Source organism: Pseudomonas sp. GW821-FHT04D07 (assembly GCF_059420225.1).
Genome location: NZ_JBWKTH010000001.1, coordinates 378,809 through 396,852 on the forward strand (window position 1 = coordinate 378,809; position 18,044 = coordinate 396,852).

At 61.9% G+C, this 18,044-nt stretch carries 17 protein-coding genes; 13 read left to right on the forward strand and 4 right to left on the reverse strand.

The features are described from left to right. Positions 1–34: 34 nt before the first annotated feature. Positions 35–1,039: a DUF4917 family protein gene (locus tag AC07T0_RS01755; RefSeq protein ID WP_494999873.1), complete on the reverse strand. Its 1,005-nt coding sequence runs from the start codon at positions 1,037–1,039 to the stop codon at positions 35–37. 190 nt (positions 1,040–1,229) lie between these two features. Here AC07T0_RS01755 and AC07T0_RS01760 point away from each other — a divergent pair, with 190 nt between their 5' ends. The 10 genes from AC07T0_RS01760 (at position 1,230) to AC07T0_RS01805 (ending at position 12,322) form a co-directional block, all read left to right on the forward strand. Continuing rightward, positions 1,230–2,855, forward strand: a complete 1,626-nt coding sequence (locus AC07T0_RS01760) for a methyl-accepting chemotaxis protein (RefSeq protein WP_494999576.1) — start codon at positions 1,230–1,232, stop codon at positions 2,853–2,855. A gap of 55 nt (positions 2,856–2,910) precedes the next feature. Then, a complete protein-coding gene (locus AC07T0_RS01765; RefSeq protein WP_494999577.1) occupies positions 2,911–4,137 on the forward strand; it encodes an HD-GYP domain-containing protein in 1,227 nt (408 codons plus the stop codon). 103 nt (positions 4,138–4,240) lie between these two features. Continuing rightward, positions 4,241–5,389, forward strand: coding sequence for an L-threonine dehydrogenase (yiaY, locus tag AC07T0_RS01770; protein ID WP_494999578.1), 1,149 nt, complete (start codon positions 4,241–4,243; stop codon positions 5,387–5,389). A gap of 129 nt (positions 5,390–5,518) precedes the next feature. After that, positions 5,519–6,091 (forward strand): TetR/AcrR family transcriptional regulator, encoded by a 573-nt coding sequence (locus AC07T0_RS01775; RefSeq protein ID WP_494999579.1) that lies wholly within the window; start codon positions 5,519–5,521, stop codon positions 6,089–6,091. A 76-nt stretch (positions 6,092–6,167) separates the two neighbouring features. Continuing rightward, a complete protein-coding gene (locus tag AC07T0_RS01780) occupies positions 6,168–7,031 on the forward strand; it encodes an SDR family NAD(P)-dependent oxidoreductase (RefSeq protein ID WP_494999580.1) in 864 nt (287 codons plus the stop codon). A gap of 10 nt (positions 7,032–7,041) precedes the next feature. After that, entirely contained in the window at positions 7,042–7,713 is a 672-nt protein-coding gene (locus AC07T0_RS01785; RefSeq protein WP_494999581.1) for an NAD(P)H-binding protein, read from the forward strand. Between the two features lie 47 nt (positions 7,714–7,760). Beyond that, the gene (locus AC07T0_RS01790) at positions 7,761–8,669 is read left to right on the forward strand and encodes a LysR family transcriptional regulator (RefSeq protein WP_494999582.1); all 909 of its coding nucleotides are present in this window, start codon (positions 7,761–7,763) and stop codon (positions 8,667–8,669) included. A gap of 102 nt (positions 8,670–8,771) precedes the next feature. After that, positions 8,772–9,965: a CaiB/BaiF CoA transferase family protein gene (locus tag AC07T0_RS01795; RefSeq protein ID WP_494999583.1), complete on the forward strand. Its 1,194-nt coding sequence runs from the start codon at positions 8,772–8,774 to the stop codon at positions 9,963–9,965. Further along, positions 9,962–10,903: a hydroxymethylglutaryl-CoA lyase gene (locus AC07T0_RS01800; RefSeq protein WP_494999584.1), complete on the forward strand. Its 942-nt coding sequence runs from the start codon at positions 9,962–9,964 to the stop codon at positions 10,901–10,903. The genes AC07T0_RS01795 and AC07T0_RS01800 overlap by 4 nt, the downstream gene beginning before the upstream one ends. 78 nt (positions 10,904–10,981) lie before the next feature. Continuing rightward, positions 10,982–12,322 (forward strand): MFS transporter, encoded by a 1,341-nt coding sequence (locus tag AC07T0_RS01805; RefSeq protein ID WP_494999585.1) that lies wholly within the window; start codon positions 10,982–10,984, stop codon positions 12,320–12,322. A 307-nt stretch (positions 12,323–12,629) separates the two neighbouring features. Here the strand turns inward: AC07T0_RS01805 and AC07T0_RS01810 are convergent, their stop codons facing one another. Next, a complete protein-coding gene (locus AC07T0_RS01810) occupies positions 12,630–14,153 on the reverse strand; it encodes a fumarate hydratase (RefSeq protein WP_100938784.1) in 1,524 nt (507 codons plus the stop codon). 335 nt (positions 14,154–14,488) lie between these two features. Between AC07T0_RS01810 and AC07T0_RS01815 the strand changes: the two genes are divergently transcribed. From AC07T0_RS01815 to AC07T0_RS01825, 3 genes are read left to right on the forward strand one after another with little or no spacing between them, the layout of a single operon-like run. Beyond that, positions 14,489–15,595, forward strand: coding sequence for a GGDEF domain-containing protein (locus tag AC07T0_RS01815; protein WP_494999586.1), 1,107 nt, complete (start codon positions 14,489–14,491; stop codon positions 15,593–15,595). Next, positions 15,588–16,526: an iron-sulfur-binding ferredoxin reductase gene (locus tag AC07T0_RS01820; RefSeq protein ID WP_494999587.1), complete on the forward strand. Its 939-nt coding sequence runs from the start codon at positions 15,588–15,590 to the stop codon at positions 16,524–16,526. The genes AC07T0_RS01815 and AC07T0_RS01820 overlap by 8 nt, the downstream gene beginning before the upstream one ends. A 30-nt stretch (positions 16,527–16,556) precedes the next feature. Further along, on the forward strand, positions 16,557–17,306 hold the full coding sequence (locus AC07T0_RS01825; RefSeq protein ID WP_494999588.1) for an enoyl-CoA hydratase: 750 nt from the start codon (positions 16,557–16,559) through the stop codon (positions 17,304–17,306). Between the two features lie 3 nt (positions 17,307–17,309). Here AC07T0_RS01825 and AC07T0_RS01830 read toward each other — a convergent pair whose 3' ends face one another. Both AC07T0_RS01830 and AC07T0_RS01835 read right to left on the reverse strand, forming a co-directional pair. Continuing rightward, on the reverse strand, positions 17,310–17,630 hold the full coding sequence (locus AC07T0_RS01830) for a hypothetical protein (RefSeq protein WP_494999589.1): 321 nt from the start codon (positions 17,628–17,630) through the stop codon (positions 17,310–17,312). 25 nt (positions 17,631–17,655) lie between these two features. After that, on the reverse strand, positions 17,656–17,847 hold the full coding sequence (locus AC07T0_RS01835) for a hypothetical protein (protein ID WP_494999590.1): 192 nt from the start codon (positions 17,845–17,847) through the stop codon (positions 17,656–17,658). Positions 17,848–18,044: the final 197 nt, after the last annotated feature.

The following is an 18,044-nucleotide window of genomic DNA, read 5'->3' on the forward strand; positions in this document are numbered from 1 at the left end:
CCGGCTGCTCCCTGCTGTTCATCGGGTGGCTATCTCAGGCCTCGGGGTTGATCTGCAACTGCGGGTTGCCCAGCGGATGGCTCTTGGCATCGAAAAAGCGCAGCGTCACCTCCCGGCCCTCGAACAACTGGCTGAAGTGGCGCTTCTGATGTTGGATAAACGCCTGACTGCGCGGGTAGATCGAAATCGCCAGGGTCTTGATCCGCGCATCCAGCAGGGCCTGGACGATATGCCGGTCCTGCTCGCCGAGGTTGTGGCCGAAGATGCACAGGGCCCCCTGATGCCCGGCCAGTTGTCCGTAGCAGTACGACAGGTAATCCGAATGACGGATCGCCTTGAGCTTGTCCTGGGCATTCCCCTCGCTGACGAACAACGGCACATCGCCCAGGGTATTGATCGCGAAACTGCCCAGCAGGGTACTTTCCGAAGAGGTCAGCTTGCGGGTGCTGCCGTCAAGGTGCTTTACCAGGTGCAAGCCGCCGTGCAGGTAGAGGATGCGGGTACTGCGGGCATCGGTGTCGCCCAGCTCGAAGGTCAAGTCGTCAGTGCGGAACAGGTCGTCGAACGCCTCGGGCGCCTGCATGATCGCCCAGTAGGCAAGCAGGTCGTAGTTGCTCGAGTAGAGCGTGCGGTAGCGACTCAACTCGGCATTGATCCGCGCCAGGCTCTCGGGTTGCACGAGCTTCCAGGGGATATGCACCGAACGTATCGCATGGATCAGCGCTTCCTTGATCGCGAAGTAGCGATTGCGCGGCGACGACGAACTGATGGTCAGCGCCGCATTGACCCGGATGGTGCTCTTCAGGGCGCTGAGCGCCTGTTCGAAGTTGCTGGTTTCCAGGGCCTTGAACACCGCCAGCTCGCTGAGCCCCAGCGGACGGTTGCGGGTGGTCTGGGCCAGTTCGAACAGCGAATCGTAGGCAAACGCCTGCCACATCGCCCGGCTTGCGCCGTTGCCGATCAACAGGCCGCTGCAGGGGATTTCGGCACGCAAGGCGCTCCAGTCTTCTAACGCTGTATCAAATACCTGGAATTCCATCGTCGCCATTCGTCGGTTGCCAAATCTAAGGAGGATCAACGGCAAACTTTAACACGGGGTTTGTTGGGTAAGGCCCTCATTTGCCCGCTACGATATTTTCACGGGTCGCCTGTTGCGGTGATATCGTCATGACATCTTTTTGGGGTGTTTTTTCCAATGCAATGGAATGCCATAAGAAAAGGTGATCGATATGTCAGTCAGAAACCTGAAAATAGCCACACGTGCTTTTCTGAGTTTTGCCTTTGTCACGCTGCTGTTGATTACCTTGGGCTTTTTGGCGTTATGGAAAATGCATCTGATTCGTGAGGCAGCGGTCGATTTGCAGGACAACTGGATGGCCAGCCTGCGACAGGCCGGGCGGATCGAGTTGACCGTCTATCGGATGCGTCTGGAGAGTTTTCGGTTGGTCACGGCTACCGATGCCCAGATGAAACAGAACGAAGCCGCACGTATCCACGAACTCAAGGGCACACTCGACCAGCAGCTCAAGGTCTATGCGCCGTTGGTCTCAAGCCCCGAGGAGCAAACGGCTTACGAGGGGGTGCAGCGCAAGGCCAGCGCCTATGAGCAGAAGCTCGACGAGGTGCTGCAGACCGCCAGCGAGAAGAGCTCCGAAGCGGCGATCGGCTTGCTCAATACCGTCATGCCGCCCTTGGCCAACGATCTGCAAACCAGCATCGAGGCGCTGGAAAAAATCAATGACGATGGCGCCCTGCAGTCCGGCATCACCGCCCAGCAGCAGTTCGACGGCGGTTTTTATTTGACCATCGCCATCATCGCCATTTCCTGCGTCTTGACTGTCGTACTGGCGATTGTCTTTACCCGCAGCCTGACCGGTCCGCTGCGCTTGTTGCTGGTCTCGACCCGGAAAATTGCCGAGGGCAACCTGCGCACCGAGGTACTGGTGGACGGCAAGGATGAGCTGGCCGAGTTGCAGGCCTCGACTGCCGCGATGCAGACCAGCCTGAAAAACACCCTTCGACATATCAGCAACTCCTCCGCGCAGTTGGCGTCGGCCGCGGAAGAAATGAGCGCGGTCACCGATGAGTCCAATCGCGGTATTCAACGCCAGAGCCTGGAGACCGACCAGGCCGCCACGGCGGTTAATGAAATGACCGCGGCGGTCGAGGAAGTGGCGCGCAATGCGGTGTCGGCGTCAGAGTCCACCCAGCGTTCCGAGCGTTCGACCCGTACCGGGGCAGATCGTGTGCACCAGACGATTGCCTCTATCGAAACCCTGAGTTCGACGGTCAAGGCCACCGGGCAGGAAGTCGAATCCCTGGCGCAGCAAGCCCAGAGCATCAGTAAGGTGCTGGATGTGATCCGGGCCATCGCCGAACAGACCAACCTGCTGGCGCTCAATGCCGCCATCGAGGCCGCCCGGGCCGGTGAGCAGGGCCGCGGCTTTGCCGTGGTCGCCGATGAGGTGCGGGCCCTGGCGCACCGTACCCAGGTCTCGACCCAGGAAATCGAGCAGATGATCGGCGCCATCCAGACCGGTACCGGGCAGGCCGTGATCTCGATGCAACGTAGCAATGAGGAGGCCGGCAAGACCCTGTTGATTGCTCACGAAGCCGGTTCGGCCTTGTCCGAGATTGCCCTCGCCATCAGTGAGATCAACGACCGCAATCTGATGATCGCGACCGCTTCCGAGGAGCAGGCCCAGGTCGCCCGGTCGGTGGACCAGAACTTGGTCAGTATCCGCGATCTGTCGATCCAGAGCTCATCGGCGGCGAACCAGACACTGGCCGCCAGTCAAGAGCTGTCCAAGCTGGCGGTGGAGTTGAACCAGGTGGTCACGCAGTTCTCGATCTGAGGCCTCGGCGCTTGCCCTGGACTCTTTATTTGACGCATCCGTTCGGAGACGTGAAATGGACCCGGATATTTGCAAAGGCTGTATCAAGATCGACGTGGCCCGGCTGGCCATTGGCATGCAGATCGAAGCGCTGGACCGACCGTGGGAAGAAACCACTTTTTCGTTTCGTGAGTTCCGCATCCGCCGTGAGGAAGAACTGCGGTTGCTGCGCGAGAACTGCGCGTATGCCTGGGTGGATATCGCCAGTGCCTCCGGGGCTTGTGCGCCGACGGTCGAGGCCCCGCTTGAATGCAAGGCGCTCGCCGAATCGGTCGACTTCAATGTTGAAATGGCCCAGGCCGAGCTTTCCTGGGGGGCAGCGCAGGCGCAGTCCTGGCGCATCCTCGAGGCCGTGGAACTGGGCGAGCCGATTCAGGTCGGCGCGGTGAAAGCCGTGGTCAAGGACTGTGTCGACAGTATCCTGCGCAACCCCTCGGCCTTGCTCTGGCTGACCCGAATCAAGTTTCAGGACGATTACACCGCCGAGCATTCGCTGCGGGTGGCGATGCTGTCCATTGCCCTGGGCCGCGAACTGGGGTTGCCGGCCATGGAGCTGGAGCAGATCGGGGTCGGCGCCATGCTCCACGATGTCGGCAAGCTCAAGGTGCCCGGGGAAATCCTGAACAAGCCGTCGGCGTTGTCCGAGCAAGAATACGCCATCATGAAAAGCCACCCTCTGGAAGGCTATACCTTGCTCGTCAGCCAGGTCGGCGTACCGTTGACGGCGCTCGATGTGGTGCTTTCGCACCATGAGCGCGTCGATGGGGCGGGCTATCCCCACGGCTTGAATGCCGAGGCGATTCCGTTTTATGCGCGGATCGTCGCGGTGACCGACGCCTATGACGCCATCAGCAGCGACCGGGTCTACAGCAAGGGCCGTTCGACCCTTGAATCCCTGCGCATTCTGTTCAAAGCGGCCAACAGCCATTTCGATGAGCAGATCGTCAATGCCTTCGTGCGCATGATCGGCCTGTACCCCAGTGGCGAAATCGTCGAGATGACCAATGACGAAGTGGCGATCATTCTCGGTGCTCCAGCTTGCAATCGACTCAAGCCGCGCCTGTTGCGTGTGCTCGGGGCGGACAAGCGGCGCTGTCCGGAGAGGGTCATCGATCTGGCTGCCAGCCCGTTCGATGCCATGGGCCGGCCGTATGCGATTCGCCAGGTCTGTTCGTCCGGGGCTCATGGCGTCGATATCGAAACTTATCGCCGACGTGGGCTGATCCAGATAAACGGCGGCTGACGAACGGTGGTTCGGATGCGCGATTTCCTTGCGCCAGGTCAAGGTAGGCGGTGGGTCTTCGACTGAAGCTGAGGGGAGTCCGTCAGCTAAAGGAAGGCTTACCGTGAGCAGCACATTTTTCATCCCCGCCGTGAATATCATGGGCATTGATTGCCTGGACGAAGCCATGAGCGCGATTCGCAAGCATGGTTTTCGCAAAGCGCTGATCGTTACCGACGCGGGGCTGGCCAAGGCCGGTGTCGCCGCACGGATTGCCGGCCTGCTGGCGATGCAGGACATCGACTCGGCGCTGTTCGATGGCGCCAAGCCGAACCCCAACATCGACAACGTCGAGAAAGGGCTGGCGGCACTCAAGGCTGCTCAGTGCGATTTTGTCGTGTCCCTGGGAGGCGGCTCGCCCCATGACTGCGCCAAGGGCATTGCCCTGTGCGCCACCAATGGTGGACATATCCGCGACTACGAAGGCGTCGACCGTTCGGCCAAACCGCAACTGCCGTTGGTGGCCATCAACACCACCGCCGGCACCGCCAGCGAGATGACCCGTTTCTGCATCATCACCGACGAATCGCGCCATGTGAAAATGGCGATTGTCGACCGCAACGTCACGCCGTTGCTGTCGGTCAACGACCCGGCACTGATGGTCGCCATGCCCAAGGGGTTGACCGCCGCTACCGGCATGGACGCCCTGACCCATGCCATCGAGGCCTATGTTTCGACGGCGGCGACGCCGATCACCGATGCCTGCGCGATCAAGGCCATTGAACTGATCAGTGTCAACCTGCGTCAGGCGGTGTTTGATGGCGCCGATCTGCAGGCCCGGGAAAGCATGGCCTACGCGCAGTTCCTCGCGGGCATGGCGTTCAACAATGCTTCGCTGGGCTTCGTGCATGCCATGGCGCACCAGTTGGGCGGTTTCTACGACTTGCCCCATGGCGTGTGCAATGCGGTGCTGCTGCCCCATGTGCAGAGTTTCAACGCGCTGGTCTGCCCGCAGCGCTTGAGCGATGTGGCCAAGGCGCTGGGTGCCGACATCCAGGGCATGAGCGCCGAGGAGGGGGCCCAGGCGGCCATCGCGGCGATTCGCAGCCTGGCCAAGGATGTCGAGATCCCTGCCGGTCTGCGGGAGCTGGGTGCCAAGTTGCAGGACATCCCGATCCTCGCCACCAATGCCTTGAAGGACGCTTGCGGCCTGACCAACCCACGGGCGGCGGATCAGCGGCAGATCGAAGAGATCTTCCGCAGCGCGTTCTGAAGCAAAACCCCAGCACCCAGCGCCTTCCCCGGTCGGGGAGGGCGCTGTCACGACCAGCGGGCTTGCAAATAGGTGTTCATGCGAGTTTAATTGAGTGATTACTCATTTATAAGTTGAACGCTGTTCCCCATGGCCCGCCCGAAAAGTGAAGACAAACGCAACGCCATCCTCAGCGCCGCCATCGAGGTGTTCGCCGAACAGGGCCTGGGTTGTCCGACGCTGAAGATCGCCCGGCTTGCCGGGGTCGCCGAGGGCACGCTGTTCAACTACTTCAGTTCCAAGGACGTGCTGCTCAACGAACTCTATCTGCACATCAAGGCTGAGTTGCGCGACGTGATGATGCCCGGCTACCCGCGCACTGAAACGGTGAAGAAGCGCGCCCGGCATGCCTGGCAGCGCTATGTCGACTGGGGCGTGGCCGAGCCGCACAAGCGCAAGGTGGTGGCCTTGCTCGGGATGTCCGCGCAGGTCACCGAACAGAGCAAGCTGGCCGGCATGCAGGATTTCTGCGAGGTCAACGACATGATGCAGGAAAGCATTGCCAGCGGCCTGTTCCGTGACCAGCCAGCAGCCTTTGTTTCGGCGATCATGGGCGCCCTGGCCGATACCACCATTGATTTTATCCGCCGTGAACCCGATCAGGCCGAGCGGTATGCCGAAGCCGGTTTCCAGGCGTTCTGGAGTGCCACCGCCAAGGAGTAGGCGAGGCTTTTTTTGTATTGACGTTTTGCATTTAAAATGAGTGAGTGCTCACTCAATAATCGTAAGGAGTACAAGCATGTCTAAAGTCTGGTTGATTACGGGAAGTGCCAGTGGCCTGGGTCGCAATATCGCCGAGGCGGTGCTGGCGGCAGGGGAGCGCCTGGTGGCGACGGCGCGTGAGCCGCAGCGTTTGGATGATCTGCTGGCGCGTTATGGCGATCAGCTGAGGGTCGTGGCCCTGGATGTGACGGACGCGGCGGCGGCTGAAGCGGCGGTGAAGGTGGCGGTCGATACCTTTGGTCGACTCGACGTGCTGGTCAACAACGCCGGTTACGGTCATCTCGCGCCGTTCGAGCAGACCGAGGCAGAGGCATTCCGTGCCGAGGTCGAGACCAATTTCTTCGGCGTGGTCAACCTGACTCGGGCCGCATTGCCGGTGATGCGCGCGCAACGCAGCGGGCACATCCTGCAGATTTCCTCCGTGGGTGGGCGTCTGGGCATGCCCGGGCTCAGCGCCTATCAGGCGGCGAAGTGGGCGGTGGGTGGTTTTACCGAGGTGGTGGCGCAGGAAGTGGCGCATTTGGGGATCAAGATCTGTGCCGTGGAGCCGGGTGGCATGCGCACCAACTGGGCGGTGCGGGCCGGGCAGGGCGCACCCACGATTCTCGACGACTACCTGCCTAGCGTCGGTGCGATCCAGGAGTTGCTCGGTACCTACGCCGGCAATGAGCCGAGCGATCCTGATCGGATTGCGCGGATTCTGCTGAAGCTGGCCTATCACGAGCAACTGCCGCTGCACCTGTTGATCGGCAACGATGCCTTGCAGTATTGCGAGCAGGCCGAGAGCGCACGTGCCGAGGCGGCGACGCGTTGGCTGGAGGTCAGTCGCGCCGCCGACTACAGTGCACCTGCCGAGCTGCCGGCATTTCCAACCCATTGAGAGGTCGCCCATGAAAGTCTTGTTGTTCGGTGCCACCGGCATGGTCGGCCAGGGTGTATTGCGTGAATGCCTGCTGGCGGACGATGTGCAGCAGGTGCGGGTCATTGGCCGTACGCCGGTGACCCAGGCCGATCCGAAACTCAGCCAGGTGGTGCACGCCGACCTGTTCAACTACCAGGACATCGAGGCCGAGTTGCAGGGCTTCGATGCCTGCTTCTTCTGCCTGGGTGTTTCGGTGGTGGGCCTGGATGAGGCGCAGTACACCCGGGTGACCTACGACCTGACGCTGGCCGCGGCCGAGACCTTGGCGCGGCTCAATCCGGACATGACCTTTGTCTATGTCACGGGGGCGGGCACCGACAGCAGTGAGAAGGGCCGCAGCATGTGGGCGCGGGTCAAGGGGCGCACCGAGAATGCCTTGCAACGGTTGCCGTTCAAGGCGGTGTACCTGATGCGTCCCGGTGCGATCCAGCCGCTGCACGGGGTGCGTTCCAAGACCCCGCTCTATCAAGCGGTCTACAGCCTCGCCGGACCGCTGATAAGCTTGCTGCGGCGGTTGTGGCCGGACACCATCCAGACCACCGAAACCGTTGGCCGGGCGATGCTGGCGGTGGCCCGAAACGGTGGGCCACAGCCGATTCTCGATCCCAAGGCGATCAATCAACTCTCAGCAAGGGGCTGAAAGGGCGATATCCTCAAGACTCCGATTGATTCGCCAGCGAGCCCGCGATGCTGCAAAAAAGCCTGATCCGCCGCCTGGACCTGATCACCCTGCAACTGTTTGTCGCCGTGCATGAAGAAGGGACCTTGACCCGGGCGGCGGCCCGCGAGGCCATCGCCGTGTCGGCGGCGAGCAAGCGCCTCATGGAGCTGGAAGAGGCGCTGGGTGTCGGGTTGTTCGTGCGCCAGGCCAAAGGCATGGCCTTGACGCCGGCCGGGGAAACCCTGCTGCATCACGCCCGGCAGATGTTGTTCAACGTCGAGAAAATGGGCCTGGAGCTGGGTGAGCACACCCAGGGCATACGCGGTTATGTGCGAATGCTGGCCAATCTTTCGGCGATCATCCAGTTTCTGCCGGAAGACCTGCGGGATTTTTCCGAGTGTCATCCGCAAGTCAAGGTCGACCTTGAAGAGCGCCCCAGCAACGGCGTGGTGCAAGGCGTGCTCGACGGCGTGGCGGATCTTGGTGTCTGCTCCAGCGACACCGATGTGCGCGGCTTGCCCAGCGTGCTGTACCGGCAGGATCAGTTGGTGGTGCTGATGCGTCCCGACCACTCGCTGGCCGACCGGCAGTCCCTGGCGTTTGCCGATACCCTGGACAGCGACTACGTCGGCCTGCACTCGGCCAGCTCGATCAATATGCGTACCCATGCGGCGGCTCGGGCGGCGGGAAAGGTATTGCGCTTGCGGATCCATGTCCCGGGATTCGATGCCATGTGCCGGATGGTCCAGGCGAACATGGGAATTGGCATCCTGCCCTTGAAGGCCTATGAGTTGTTCGGTCGGGCTTTGGGCTTGCACGCGGTGCAGCTCAATGACGAATGGTCGGCGCGCCGCCTGATCCTGGTGGCCCGGGATCAGGCGGCGCTGTCGCCGGTGAGTCGCTTGCTGTTCGAGCACTTGAGCGCTCCCTCCTGAGCTTTCTCGTTTCGCGAACGCACCTTGCCGAGTGAAGGTTGGATTCATCACCCCGTGCTCCACTACCTTGGTTACAAATTCCAAGAAAGTGAGGTACCGGCGATGACTGCTCCTCTGAGCGGAATCAAGGTGATCGAGATCGGCACGCTGATTGCGGCACCCTTTGCGGCCCGTATGCTCGGCGAGTTCGGCGCCGAGGTGATCAAGATCGAATCCATCGGCCAGGGCGACCCGCTTCGCAAATGGCGAAAGCTCCACGAAGGCACATCGCTCTGGTGGTACCTGCAGTCGCGGAACAAGAAATCCCTGGCGCTGAACCTCAAGTCCGCGCAAGGCATCGAGTTGGTCAAGCAACTGGCCGCCAGTGCCGATGTGCTGATCGAGAACCTGCGTCCCGGCGCCCTGGAGAAACTTGGCCTGGGCTGGGATGTGCTGCATGCCCTCAACCCCAAGCTGACCCTGGTGCGCATTTCCGGCTACGGCCAGACCGGCCCCTATCGCGACCGTCCCGGCTTTGGCGCCATCGGCGAGGCCATGGGCGGGATTCGCTACACCACCGGTACGCCCGGCTCGCCGCCGGCGCGGGTCGGCGTCAGCCTCGGTGATTCCCTGGCATCGTTGCACGGGGTGATCGGTGCCTTGATGTCGCTGTTGCGGGTCAAGACCAGGCAGGGCGAGGGGCAGGTGGTCGATGTCTCGCTGGCCGAAAGCGTGTTCAATGTGATGGAAAGCCTGGTGCCGGAATACGATTTGCTCGGCCATGTCCGTGAGCGTACGGGCGGCGCCTTGCCTGGTATCGCGCCGTCCAATACCTATCTGACGGCTGACGGTGCCTATGTGGTGATCGCCGGCAACAGCGACCCCATCTACAAGCGTCTGATGCAGGTGATTGGCCGTGCCGATCTGGCCGAGGCACCGCAGTTCGCCCACAACGATGGCCGGGCGGCGCAAAGCGGGTTGCTGGACGCAGCGATCACCCACTGGACCAGCAGCCTGCCGATCGATGCGGTACTGGTTGCCTTGCAGGATGCGGAGGTGCCGGCCGGGCGGATTTATTCCGTCGCCGATATCGTCGCCGATCCCCATTACCAGGCCCGTGACATGTTGCTCGATGCGCAATTGCCGGGCGGCGTCAAAGTGAAAATGCCGGGGATCGTGCCGAAACTCTCCGAGACCCCGGGTGTGATCAACTGGCAGGGGCCGAGCCTGGGGCAGGATACCCATGACATTCTCGACGGCCTGGGGCTGACCTGCGCCGATATCGAACGGCTGAAAGCCGAAGGGGTGGTGCAATGATCAGCGATTTTTCCGAGCGGCTGATCGTCCAGGAAGTCTCGCCACGGGACGGCTTGCAGATCGAACCGAGCTGGGTCGAAACCGTCGACAAGATTGCCTTGATCGATGAGCTGTCGTTGGCAGGCTTTTCGCGGATCGAAGGCGGCTCTTTTGTTTCGCCCAAGGCGATCCCGGCGTTGCGTGACGGGGAAGAAGTCTTCCGCGGTATCCGTCGCCAGGCGGGTGTGATCTACGTGGCCCTGGTACCGAATCTGAAAGGCGCCGAGCGGGCGTTGGCGGCCGGGGCCGATGAGTTGAACCTGGTGATGTCCGCCAGCCAGACCCACAACCGGGCCAATATGCGCATGAGTTGCGAGGCGTCGCTGGCCGCCTTCGGCACGGTACTGGAGCGGGTTCGCGGGGAGACGCTGCTGCTGAATGCGAGCATCGCCACCACCTTCGGTTGTCCGTTCGAAGGTGTGATCGACGAAGACCGCGTCCTGCGGATCGTCGACACCTATCTGGAGATGGGCATACAGGGCATCACCCTGGCCGACACCACTGGAATGGCCAATCCGCGCCAGGTCCAGCGGCTGGTCAAGCGCGTGTTGGGCCGCTTGCCGGCCGAAGCCTTGACCCTGCATTTTCACAACACCCGTGGCCTCGGGCTGTGCAATGTGCTGGCCGCGTACGAGGTCGGTGCCCGACGTTTTGACGCGGCGGTCGGCGGCCTCGGCGGCTGTCCGTTCGCGCCTGGTGCCTCGGGCAATATCTGCACCGAGGACCTGGTCAACCTGTGCGCCGAGATGGGTATAGAGACCGGTATCGATCTGCCGAGACTGCTGGCGATTTCCCGTCGCCTGCCGGCCTTACTTGGACACGAACTGCCAGGCCAGGTGGCCAAGGCCGGACGTAATTGCGATTTGCATCCGCCGCCGGATTTCAGTGTCGGGTCATAGAGCAGAAGGTTTCAGACACGCTGTACCAGACAACAAAAACAATCGGACACCCGCGGGCAGTCCGCCTGGAGAAACACCATGAGTCTCAATGTCCTGGAGGCGGGCGCGAGCCCCGCCGTTGTGCGCACTGCCGAAAAAGCCCTGGTGAGCAAGGTCGCCTGGCGACTGATGCCGCTGATCATGGTCTGTTACCTGTTCGCTTTCTTCGACCGGATCAATATCAGCTTTGCCAAGTTTCAGTTGCAGACCGACCTGAGTCTCAGCGACACCGCCTACGGACTGGGTGCCGGGCTGTTCGTGGTGGGTTACGTGCTGTTCGAAGTGCCGAGCAACATGATGCTCTACAAGGTCGGTGCGCGGCGCTGGATTGCCCGGATCATGATGTCCTGGGGCGTGGCGACGGCGGCGATGGTGTTCGTCAACAGCGAATGGCAGTTCTATGCGTTGCGCTTTGTGATCGGCGCGATGGAGGCCGGTTTCGCGCCGGGCGTGCTGTATTACCTGACCCTGTGGTTTCCCCAGCATTATCGCGGGCGTATCACCTCGATGCTGTTTCTGGCCTCGGCGTTCGCCGGGCTGGTGGGCGCGCCGTTCTCCGGGTTGGTGCTGCAGCATCTGGACGGCGTGTTGCAGATGCGCGGCTGGCACTGGTTGTTCCTGCTCGGCGGCCTGCCGTGTATCGGTCTCGGGGTGCTGGTGCTGACCTTGCTCAAGGATCGGATCGACGATGCGCATTGGCTGACGCCGGCCGAGAAGGTCCTGCTGTCGAGCCGCATTGCCCAGCATGAACCGCATCAGTCGGGCAGTTCGCTCTTGGCGGCACTGCGCATTCCCGGTTTCCTGACGCTGGGGTTGATCTATTTCCTGATCCAGGTCGCGTCCTATGGCTTGAACTTCTGGGCACCGCAGTTGATTCGCAGCGCCGGGACCCAGAGCCCGGTGATGATCGGCCTGCTCACCGCCATCCCCTATATCTGTGGCGCCATCAGCATGGTGGTGGTCGGACGCCTGTCCGATGCCAGCGGCGAGCGCCGCAAATTTGTCTGTGGGCTTGTGGTGCTGGGGGCTGTGGGCTTTTTCTGCGCGGGGATCTTTGACGATCACACCTTGTTGCTGGTCGTTGCCCTGAGCCTGCTAGGAGCCGGGATCATTGCTTCGATCCCGGCCTTCTGGACCTTGCCGCCGAAACTGCTGGCCGGTGCGGGTGCCGGTGCGGCGGGTGGTATCGCGGTGATCAATACCCTGGGGCAGTTCGGCGGCATTGTCAGCCCGGTGATGGTTGGGCGGATCAAGGACCTCACCGGCAGTACGACTCCGGCCTTGTATGTTATCGGTATCACCAGCCTGATCGCCGCCGCATTGTTGCTCTGGGGGCTGCCACACAAACTGCGGACCCTGGACAAGCATCAGGCCGAGTGAGCAGGGCGTCGTTGACGGTTGAAGGTCGGCGGCTGCCGCGACGGCTTATGAGTCCGCCGATCAACTTGCAGGGCTGGCCTGCCTCCAGTCACGCCTAGGTTTGTGCATGGCCGCGAAGTATCGTGGTTGCCTCGATCCATGTAGGCGCTGGCTTGCCGGCGATGGCGGACGAACAGTCACCGCAAGGCTCAAGGGCGCCATCGCCGGGAGGCCAGCTCCTACAGGTAGCGCCTGTTCCCCAAGATCGCAGGCAATAAAAAAGCGGCCCGGATCAACCGGGCCGCCTTTATTCTTGCAACGAAAGCGCTTACTGCACTTCCACCGCCAGGCTGTCGTGGATCTTCTTCTGCCAGATGGCCGGACCGGTGATGTGCACCGACTCGCCCTTGGAATCGACAGCAACCGTCACCGGCATGTCCTTGACCTCGAACTCGTAGATCGCTTCCATGCCCAGTTCGGCAAAGGCCACGACCTTGGATTTCTTGATCGCCTGGGCCACCAGGTAGGCAGCGCCACCCACGGCCATCAGGTACACGGCCTTGTAGTCCTTGATCGCTTCGATGGCGGTCGGGCCGCGCTCGGATTTGCCGATCATGCCCAGCAAGCCAGTCTGGTCGAGGATCTGCCGGGTGAATTTGTCCATGCGCGTTGCAGTGGTCGGACCGGCTGGGCCGACGACTTCTTCACGCACCGGATCAACCGGGCCGACGTAGTAGATAAAGCGACCCTTGAGGTCCACCGGCAAGGTTTCACCCTTGTTGAGCATTTCCACCATGCGCTTGTGCGCGGCATCGCGGCCGGTGAGCATCTTGCCGTTGAGCAGGACGGTTTCGCCCGGCTTCCAGCTCTGCACGTCTTCCGGGGTCAGGGTGTCGAGGTTGACGCGACGAGCCGACGGACCGGCTTCCCAGACGATTTCCGGGTAGGCGTCCAACGGTGGCGCTTCCAGCGAGGCCGGGCCGGAACCGTCGAGCACGAAGTGCGCGTGACGGGTGGCGGCGCAGTTGGGGATCATGCACACCGGCAGGGACGCCGCGTGAGTCGGGTAATCCATGATCTTCACATCGAGCACGGTGGTCAGGCCACCCAGGCCCTGGGCGCCGATGCCCAGTTGGTTGACCTTCTCGAACAGCTCCAGGCGCATTTCTTCGATGCGGTTGGACGGACCACGCTTCTTCAGTTCGTGGATGTCGATGGACTCCATCAACACTTCCTTGGCCATGACCGCGGCTTTCTCGGCAGTACCGCCGATGCCGATGCCGAGCATGCCCGGTGGGCACCAGCCGGCGCCCATGGTCGGCACAGTCTTCAGCACCCAGTCGACGATCGAGTCGGATGGGTTGAGCATGGCCATTTTCGATTTGTTCTCGGAACCGCCGCCCTTGGCCGCGACGTCCACTTCCACGGTATTACCCGGAACGATGGAGTAGTGGATGACCGCCGGGGTGTTGTCCTTGGTGTTCTTGCGCGCGCCTGCCGGGTCGGCCAGGATCGAAGCACGCAGGACGTTTTCCGGCAGGTTGTAGGCGCGACGCACGCCTTCGTTGATCATGTCGTCCAGGCCCATGGTGGCACCGTCCCAGCGCACATCCATGCCCACGCGCACGAACACGGTGACAATACCGGTGTCCTGGCAGATTGGCCGGTGGCCGGTGGCGCACATGCGCGAGTTGATCAGGATCTGCGCCATGGAATCGCGGGCCGCCGGCGACTCTTCCCGCAGGTAGGCCTCGTGCATGGCCTGGATAAAGTCCACGGGATGGTAATAGGAAATGAACTGCAGGGCGTCGGCAACGCTCTGTATCAGGTCGTCTTGCTTGATCACGGTCATGGGTCGCGCTCCTCTATAAAGACGGGAACATGGAAATAAGGTGTTTGCGACCGGTTTGCATCTGGTCTGTCGAAAACATCTTTTGAGGCGAGCCGGGCACGCATGGCCGGCACAAAATGAGGCGCGGCAGTATAACCTGCCCTTAAGCCGGGCACATCCGTCAGTGCTCACACCAAGGTCGCAGGGACGTCGGCACCTTTTTTGCCTACTCGTATAAACAAAGCTGTCTGAGTTTAAAAAATTGAATAGTTATTTTTGAGCCAGATCACTAGAGTGGCAAGTGGCCTGTACGGGAAGGAAACCCCTTGAGCCCTCAGCGCACAGTGAGTCAAAGATTGACCCATAAAGCCATACAGAGTCTGTTACGCAAACGCTTTGCCCTGGCTGCCGGCACCTATCTACTGGTGCTGACGCTACTATGGGTAGCGATTTTCACCGATCACTATGAGGCCAGCGTAACCACGGGCCTGATCGGTAGTGGCCTGGTAATTCTCAGTCAGGGCGTACTCGGCTGGCTGTTTATCAGCAATCGCAACCGGCATTTTCGCGATCCCAGCCTGACCGAGCTGCAGGTACTCATAGGCCTGGGTTGGCAAACCTACCTGATGGCCAACCTCGAACAAGCCCGCGGCACATTCCTGATATTTTACCCACTGGTGCTGCTGTTCGGCATGTTCCATCTGCCGCAACGCAAGTTCATACGCTGTGCGGCCTTGATGTTCTTCACCTTTGCGGCGCTCAATCTCTGGGAGGGTTATCACTTCCAGTTGCCAGACCCGGGCCTGGCGTTGCTGCAGGTGTGCGTGCTGTTCGTCGTGCTGCTGTGGTTGTGTCTCTACGCCAGCTACGTGCAAGCCTCCCGTCTGCGTATGCGCCAGCGTCGCTTCGCCTTGCAGGCCCACCAGGACACCCTGCGCGGGATGATGCGCCAGTTGGAGGACCTGGTGGCGACCGATGAGCTGACCGGGTTGTACAATAGACGACATTTCCTGCGGCTGGCTTCCCGTGAGCTGGAGCTGATGGACGCGGATGTGGTCCATGGCCTGGCCTTGATCGACCTCGATCATTTCAAGCGGATCAACGATATGCATGGGCATGCCGCCGGTGACCAGGTCTTGCAGGCGTTCGCCGCGGTGGCCAATGCCTGTGTGCGCGACGGCGATGTGCTGGCGCGCTACGGTGGAGAAGAATTCGTGTTGCTGCTGCCCAATGCCGACCCTGATCGCCTGACCTCCTGTTGTGAGCGCTTGCGCCTGGCCTTTACTCAGGTGGAGCTGGTGGGGTTGGCGGTGAACAACCTGAGCCTGTCGGTGGGCATGACGCTGGTGGGGGTGGACGACGACCTCGACGATGCCTTGCAGCGCGCCGATCAGGCGCTGTACCGCGCCAAGCGCGACGGGCGCAATCGCTGCTGCGCGGCTTGGGAATACACCGATGCCTGAGTTGCGGGTGGGTGAGCGGACCTGGTCGGTGGACGTTGGCAGCAACCTGCTCGATGCCCTGAACCAGGCGGGCGTGGCGGTGCCTTACAGCTGTCGGGCGGGTAGTTGCCACACCTGCCTGGTGCGTTGCGTGCAGGGCGAGCCGCAGGATAACCAGCCAGAGGCCCTGGCCTTCGCCCAGCGCGAGCGCGGCTGGCGGCTGGCTTGCCAGTGCCAGGTGCGCGAGGACCTGCAGATTGAGGTCTTCGATCCGCGCCGTGACGGCCTGTCGGCAACGGTGGTCGAGCTGGACTGGCTGAGCCCGACGGTTCTGCGCCTGCGCCTGCTGCCCGAACGCCCCCTGCGTTACAGCGCCGGCCAGCATCTGGTGCTGTGGACGGAGCAGGGCGTCGCCCGGCCTTATTCGCTGGCCAGCCTGCCCGAGGAAGACCGTTACCTGGAGTTCCACCTCGATTGCCGGCAACCCGGTGCATTCAGCGACGCGGCGCGTCGGCTTCAGCTCGGCGCGCCGATTCGCCTGGGCGAACTGCGTGGCGGGGCTTTGCATTATGACCCGGACTGGCACGTCCGGCCGCTCTGGCTGCTGGCGGCCGGTACGGGCCTGGCACCGTTATGGGGGGTGTTGCGCGAGGCGCTGCGCCAGGGCCATGAAGGACCGATACGCCTGGTTCACCTGGCCCACGACGCCAGCGAACATTATCTGGCGCCGGCGCTGAACGAATTGGCCACGCAGTTCCCCAACCTGAGCGTCGACTACGTGATCGGGGCCGAACTGCCGGACTTTCTGGCCAAACTGCGGCTTGTCTCCCGGCAAACCCTGGCTCTACTCTGTGGCGCCCCGGCAAGTGTCGAGGCGTTGGCCAAACGTCTGTACCTGGCCGGGCTGCCGCGCAATCAACTGCTGGCCGATGTGTTCGTGCCGCACGCCTGAGCGCCGGGCCTCCACAATAAGAGAGTTTCCATGACTGACGCGATTGTGCTGGAGCGCGAAGGCAGCTTGCTGACCCTGCGCCTGAACCGTGCCGACAAGAAGAACGCCCTGACCCGCGCCATGTACAGCCAGTTGGGCCTAGCGCTACGGGAAGCGGATGCCGACCCCGAGATCAACGCGGTGTTGATTTGTGGCAGCAGCGAGTGTTTTACCAGCGGCAATGACATTGCCGATTTTCTCGAAGAGCCGCCGAGCAACCTCGACAGCCCGGTCTTTGCGTTCATGCGCAGCCTGCTCGATTGCCGCAAGCCGGTGATTGCCGCGGTGGCGGGGCCGGCCGTGGGGATCGGCACGACGATGTTGCTGCATTGCGACCTGGTGTACGTCAGCGCCGATGCCCGTCTGCGCATGCCGTTCGTCAATCTGGGGCTGTGCCCGGAATTCGGTTCCAGCCTGTTGCTGCCGCGTTTGCTCGGCCACGCCAGAGCGGCGCAGTTGCTGCTGTTGGGCGAGGGCTTCAGTGGTGAACAGGCGGCGGTCTGGGGCCTGGCCAGCGAGGCGTTGCCCAGTGGCGAGCTGGCCTTGGCCAAGGCGCGGGAAGTAGCGCTGCGCTTCGATCAACTGGCCTCGGCGGCGGTGCAGGTCAGCAAGCAATTGATGAAGGACCCGGATCGTGAGCAACTGCGACAGGTGGTGGAGGCCGAAGCCGCATTGTTTATCCAGCGGCTGCGCTCGCCCGAGGCGATTGCTGCGCTTTCGGGTTTCATGACCCGGCGTTGAGAGTCAAGGTTTCCCGGACGACTTTGCCCGATGCCCGGGTTGCATGAGACTCGAATAGGCGGAGATCACCGACACCCACGTCAGTGCCAGTGCGCCGACCAGGATACTGTCCTTCTGTTCTCGCAAAATCCCCAGTTCGTGGGCGCTGGAAAAATAGGTCAGTGAACCCAGCGCGATGGCCGCCACAACTCCCTGGCAGGCGGTGATGATAATCACCGCGTGGATCAGTTCTGCGGGTTGTCGATAATACAGGGACCGCCCCAGATAGAAGGCGATAAGAATCAGGCCGGCGATAATCGAATAAGGGGTCTGTTCCAGTGTCATGGCACCCTTCCTTGGGTCGGTAGTGTCAGGTGGTGGGTGTTGTGGCCCATAATCCGGCCAGGGCGCCCAGCAGCAAGCCTGCCAGCAGTGCACTTCCCATGTTGGGGAAGAGCATGCCTGCCAGGCTGGCGCCCCCCAGCGTCGTGGCGATCATCTGGATGTCCATGATCCGGTTGAAGGGGTTGCGGGTGATGGGAGGACGGTTTCGGTCTTTCATTGAGCTTCTCCTTGCCGAGGCTTTTGCATGCATCCGGCGGTCAAGTGACAAGGCTAGCCTGTCAGGTGATCTATGTGCCGACACCACAATAAAAACAGAAAAAACCTACACGGCATCCGCGGCGGTTTTTCTCCCTGTCCAGGCATAAAAAAGCCCCGCCTTCTTGCGAGAGGCGGGGCTTTTTTACGGCGCTGTAA

Excerpts from the sequence above, each read along its gene's own strand:
- AC07T0_RS01755 (WP_494999873.1), bottom strand. The coding sequence starts at position 1,039 with ATGGAATTCCAGGTATTTGATACAGCGTTAGAAGACTGGAGCGCCTTG.
- AC07T0_RS01760 (WP_494999576.1), top strand. The coding sequence starts at position 1,230 with ATGTCAGTCAGAAACCTGAAAATAGCCACACGTGCTTTTCTGAGTTTT.
- AC07T0_RS01765 (WP_494999577.1), top strand. The coding sequence starts at position 2,911 with ATGGACCCGGATATTTGCAAAGGCTGTATCAAGATCGACGTGGCCCGG.
- AC07T0_RS01775 (WP_494999579.1), top strand. The coding sequence starts at position 5,519 with ATGGCCCGCCCGAAAAGTGAAGACAAACGCAACGCCATCCTCAGCGCC.
- AC07T0_RS01780 (WP_494999580.1), top strand. The coding sequence starts at position 6,168 with ATGTCTAAAGTCTGGTTGATTACGGGAAGTGCCAGTGGCCTGGGTCGC.
- AC07T0_RS01785 (WP_494999581.1), top strand. The coding sequence starts at position 7,042 with ATGAAAGTCTTGTTGTTCGGTGCCACCGGCATGGTCGGCCAGGGTGTA.
- AC07T0_RS01790 (WP_494999582.1), top strand. The coding sequence starts at position 7,761 with ATGCTGCAAAAAAGCCTGATCCGCCGCCTGGACCTGATCACCCTGCAA.
- AC07T0_RS01795 (WP_494999583.1), top strand. The coding sequence starts at position 8,772 with ATGACTGCTCCTCTGAGCGGAATCAAGGTGATCGAGATCGGCACGCTG.
- AC07T0_RS01800 (WP_494999584.1), top strand. The coding sequence starts at position 9,962 with ATGATCAGCGATTTTTCCGAGCGGCTGATCGTCCAGGAAGTCTCGCCA.
- AC07T0_RS01805 (WP_494999585.1), top strand. The coding sequence starts at position 10,982 with ATGAGTCTCAATGTCCTGGAGGCGGGCGCGAGCCCCGCCGTTGTGCGC.
- AC07T0_RS01810 (WP_100938784.1), bottom strand. The coding sequence starts at position 14,153 with ATGACCGTGATCAAGCAAGACGACCTGATACAGAGCGTTGCCGACGCC.
- AC07T0_RS01820 (WP_494999587.1), top strand. The coding sequence starts at position 15,588 with ATGCCTGAGTTGCGGGTGGGTGAGCGGACCTGGTCGGTGGACGTTGGC.
- AC07T0_RS01825 (WP_494999588.1), top strand. The coding sequence starts at position 16,557 with ATGACTGACGCGATTGTGCTGGAGCGCGAAGGCAGCTTGCTGACCCTG.
- AC07T0_RS01830 (WP_494999589.1), bottom strand. The coding sequence starts at position 17,630 with ATGACACTGGAACAGACCCCTTATTCGATTATCGCCGGCCTGATTCTT.
- AC07T0_RS01835 (WP_494999590.1), bottom strand. The coding sequence starts at position 17,847 with ATGAAAGACCGAAACCGTCCTCCCATCACCCGCAACCCCTTCAACCGG.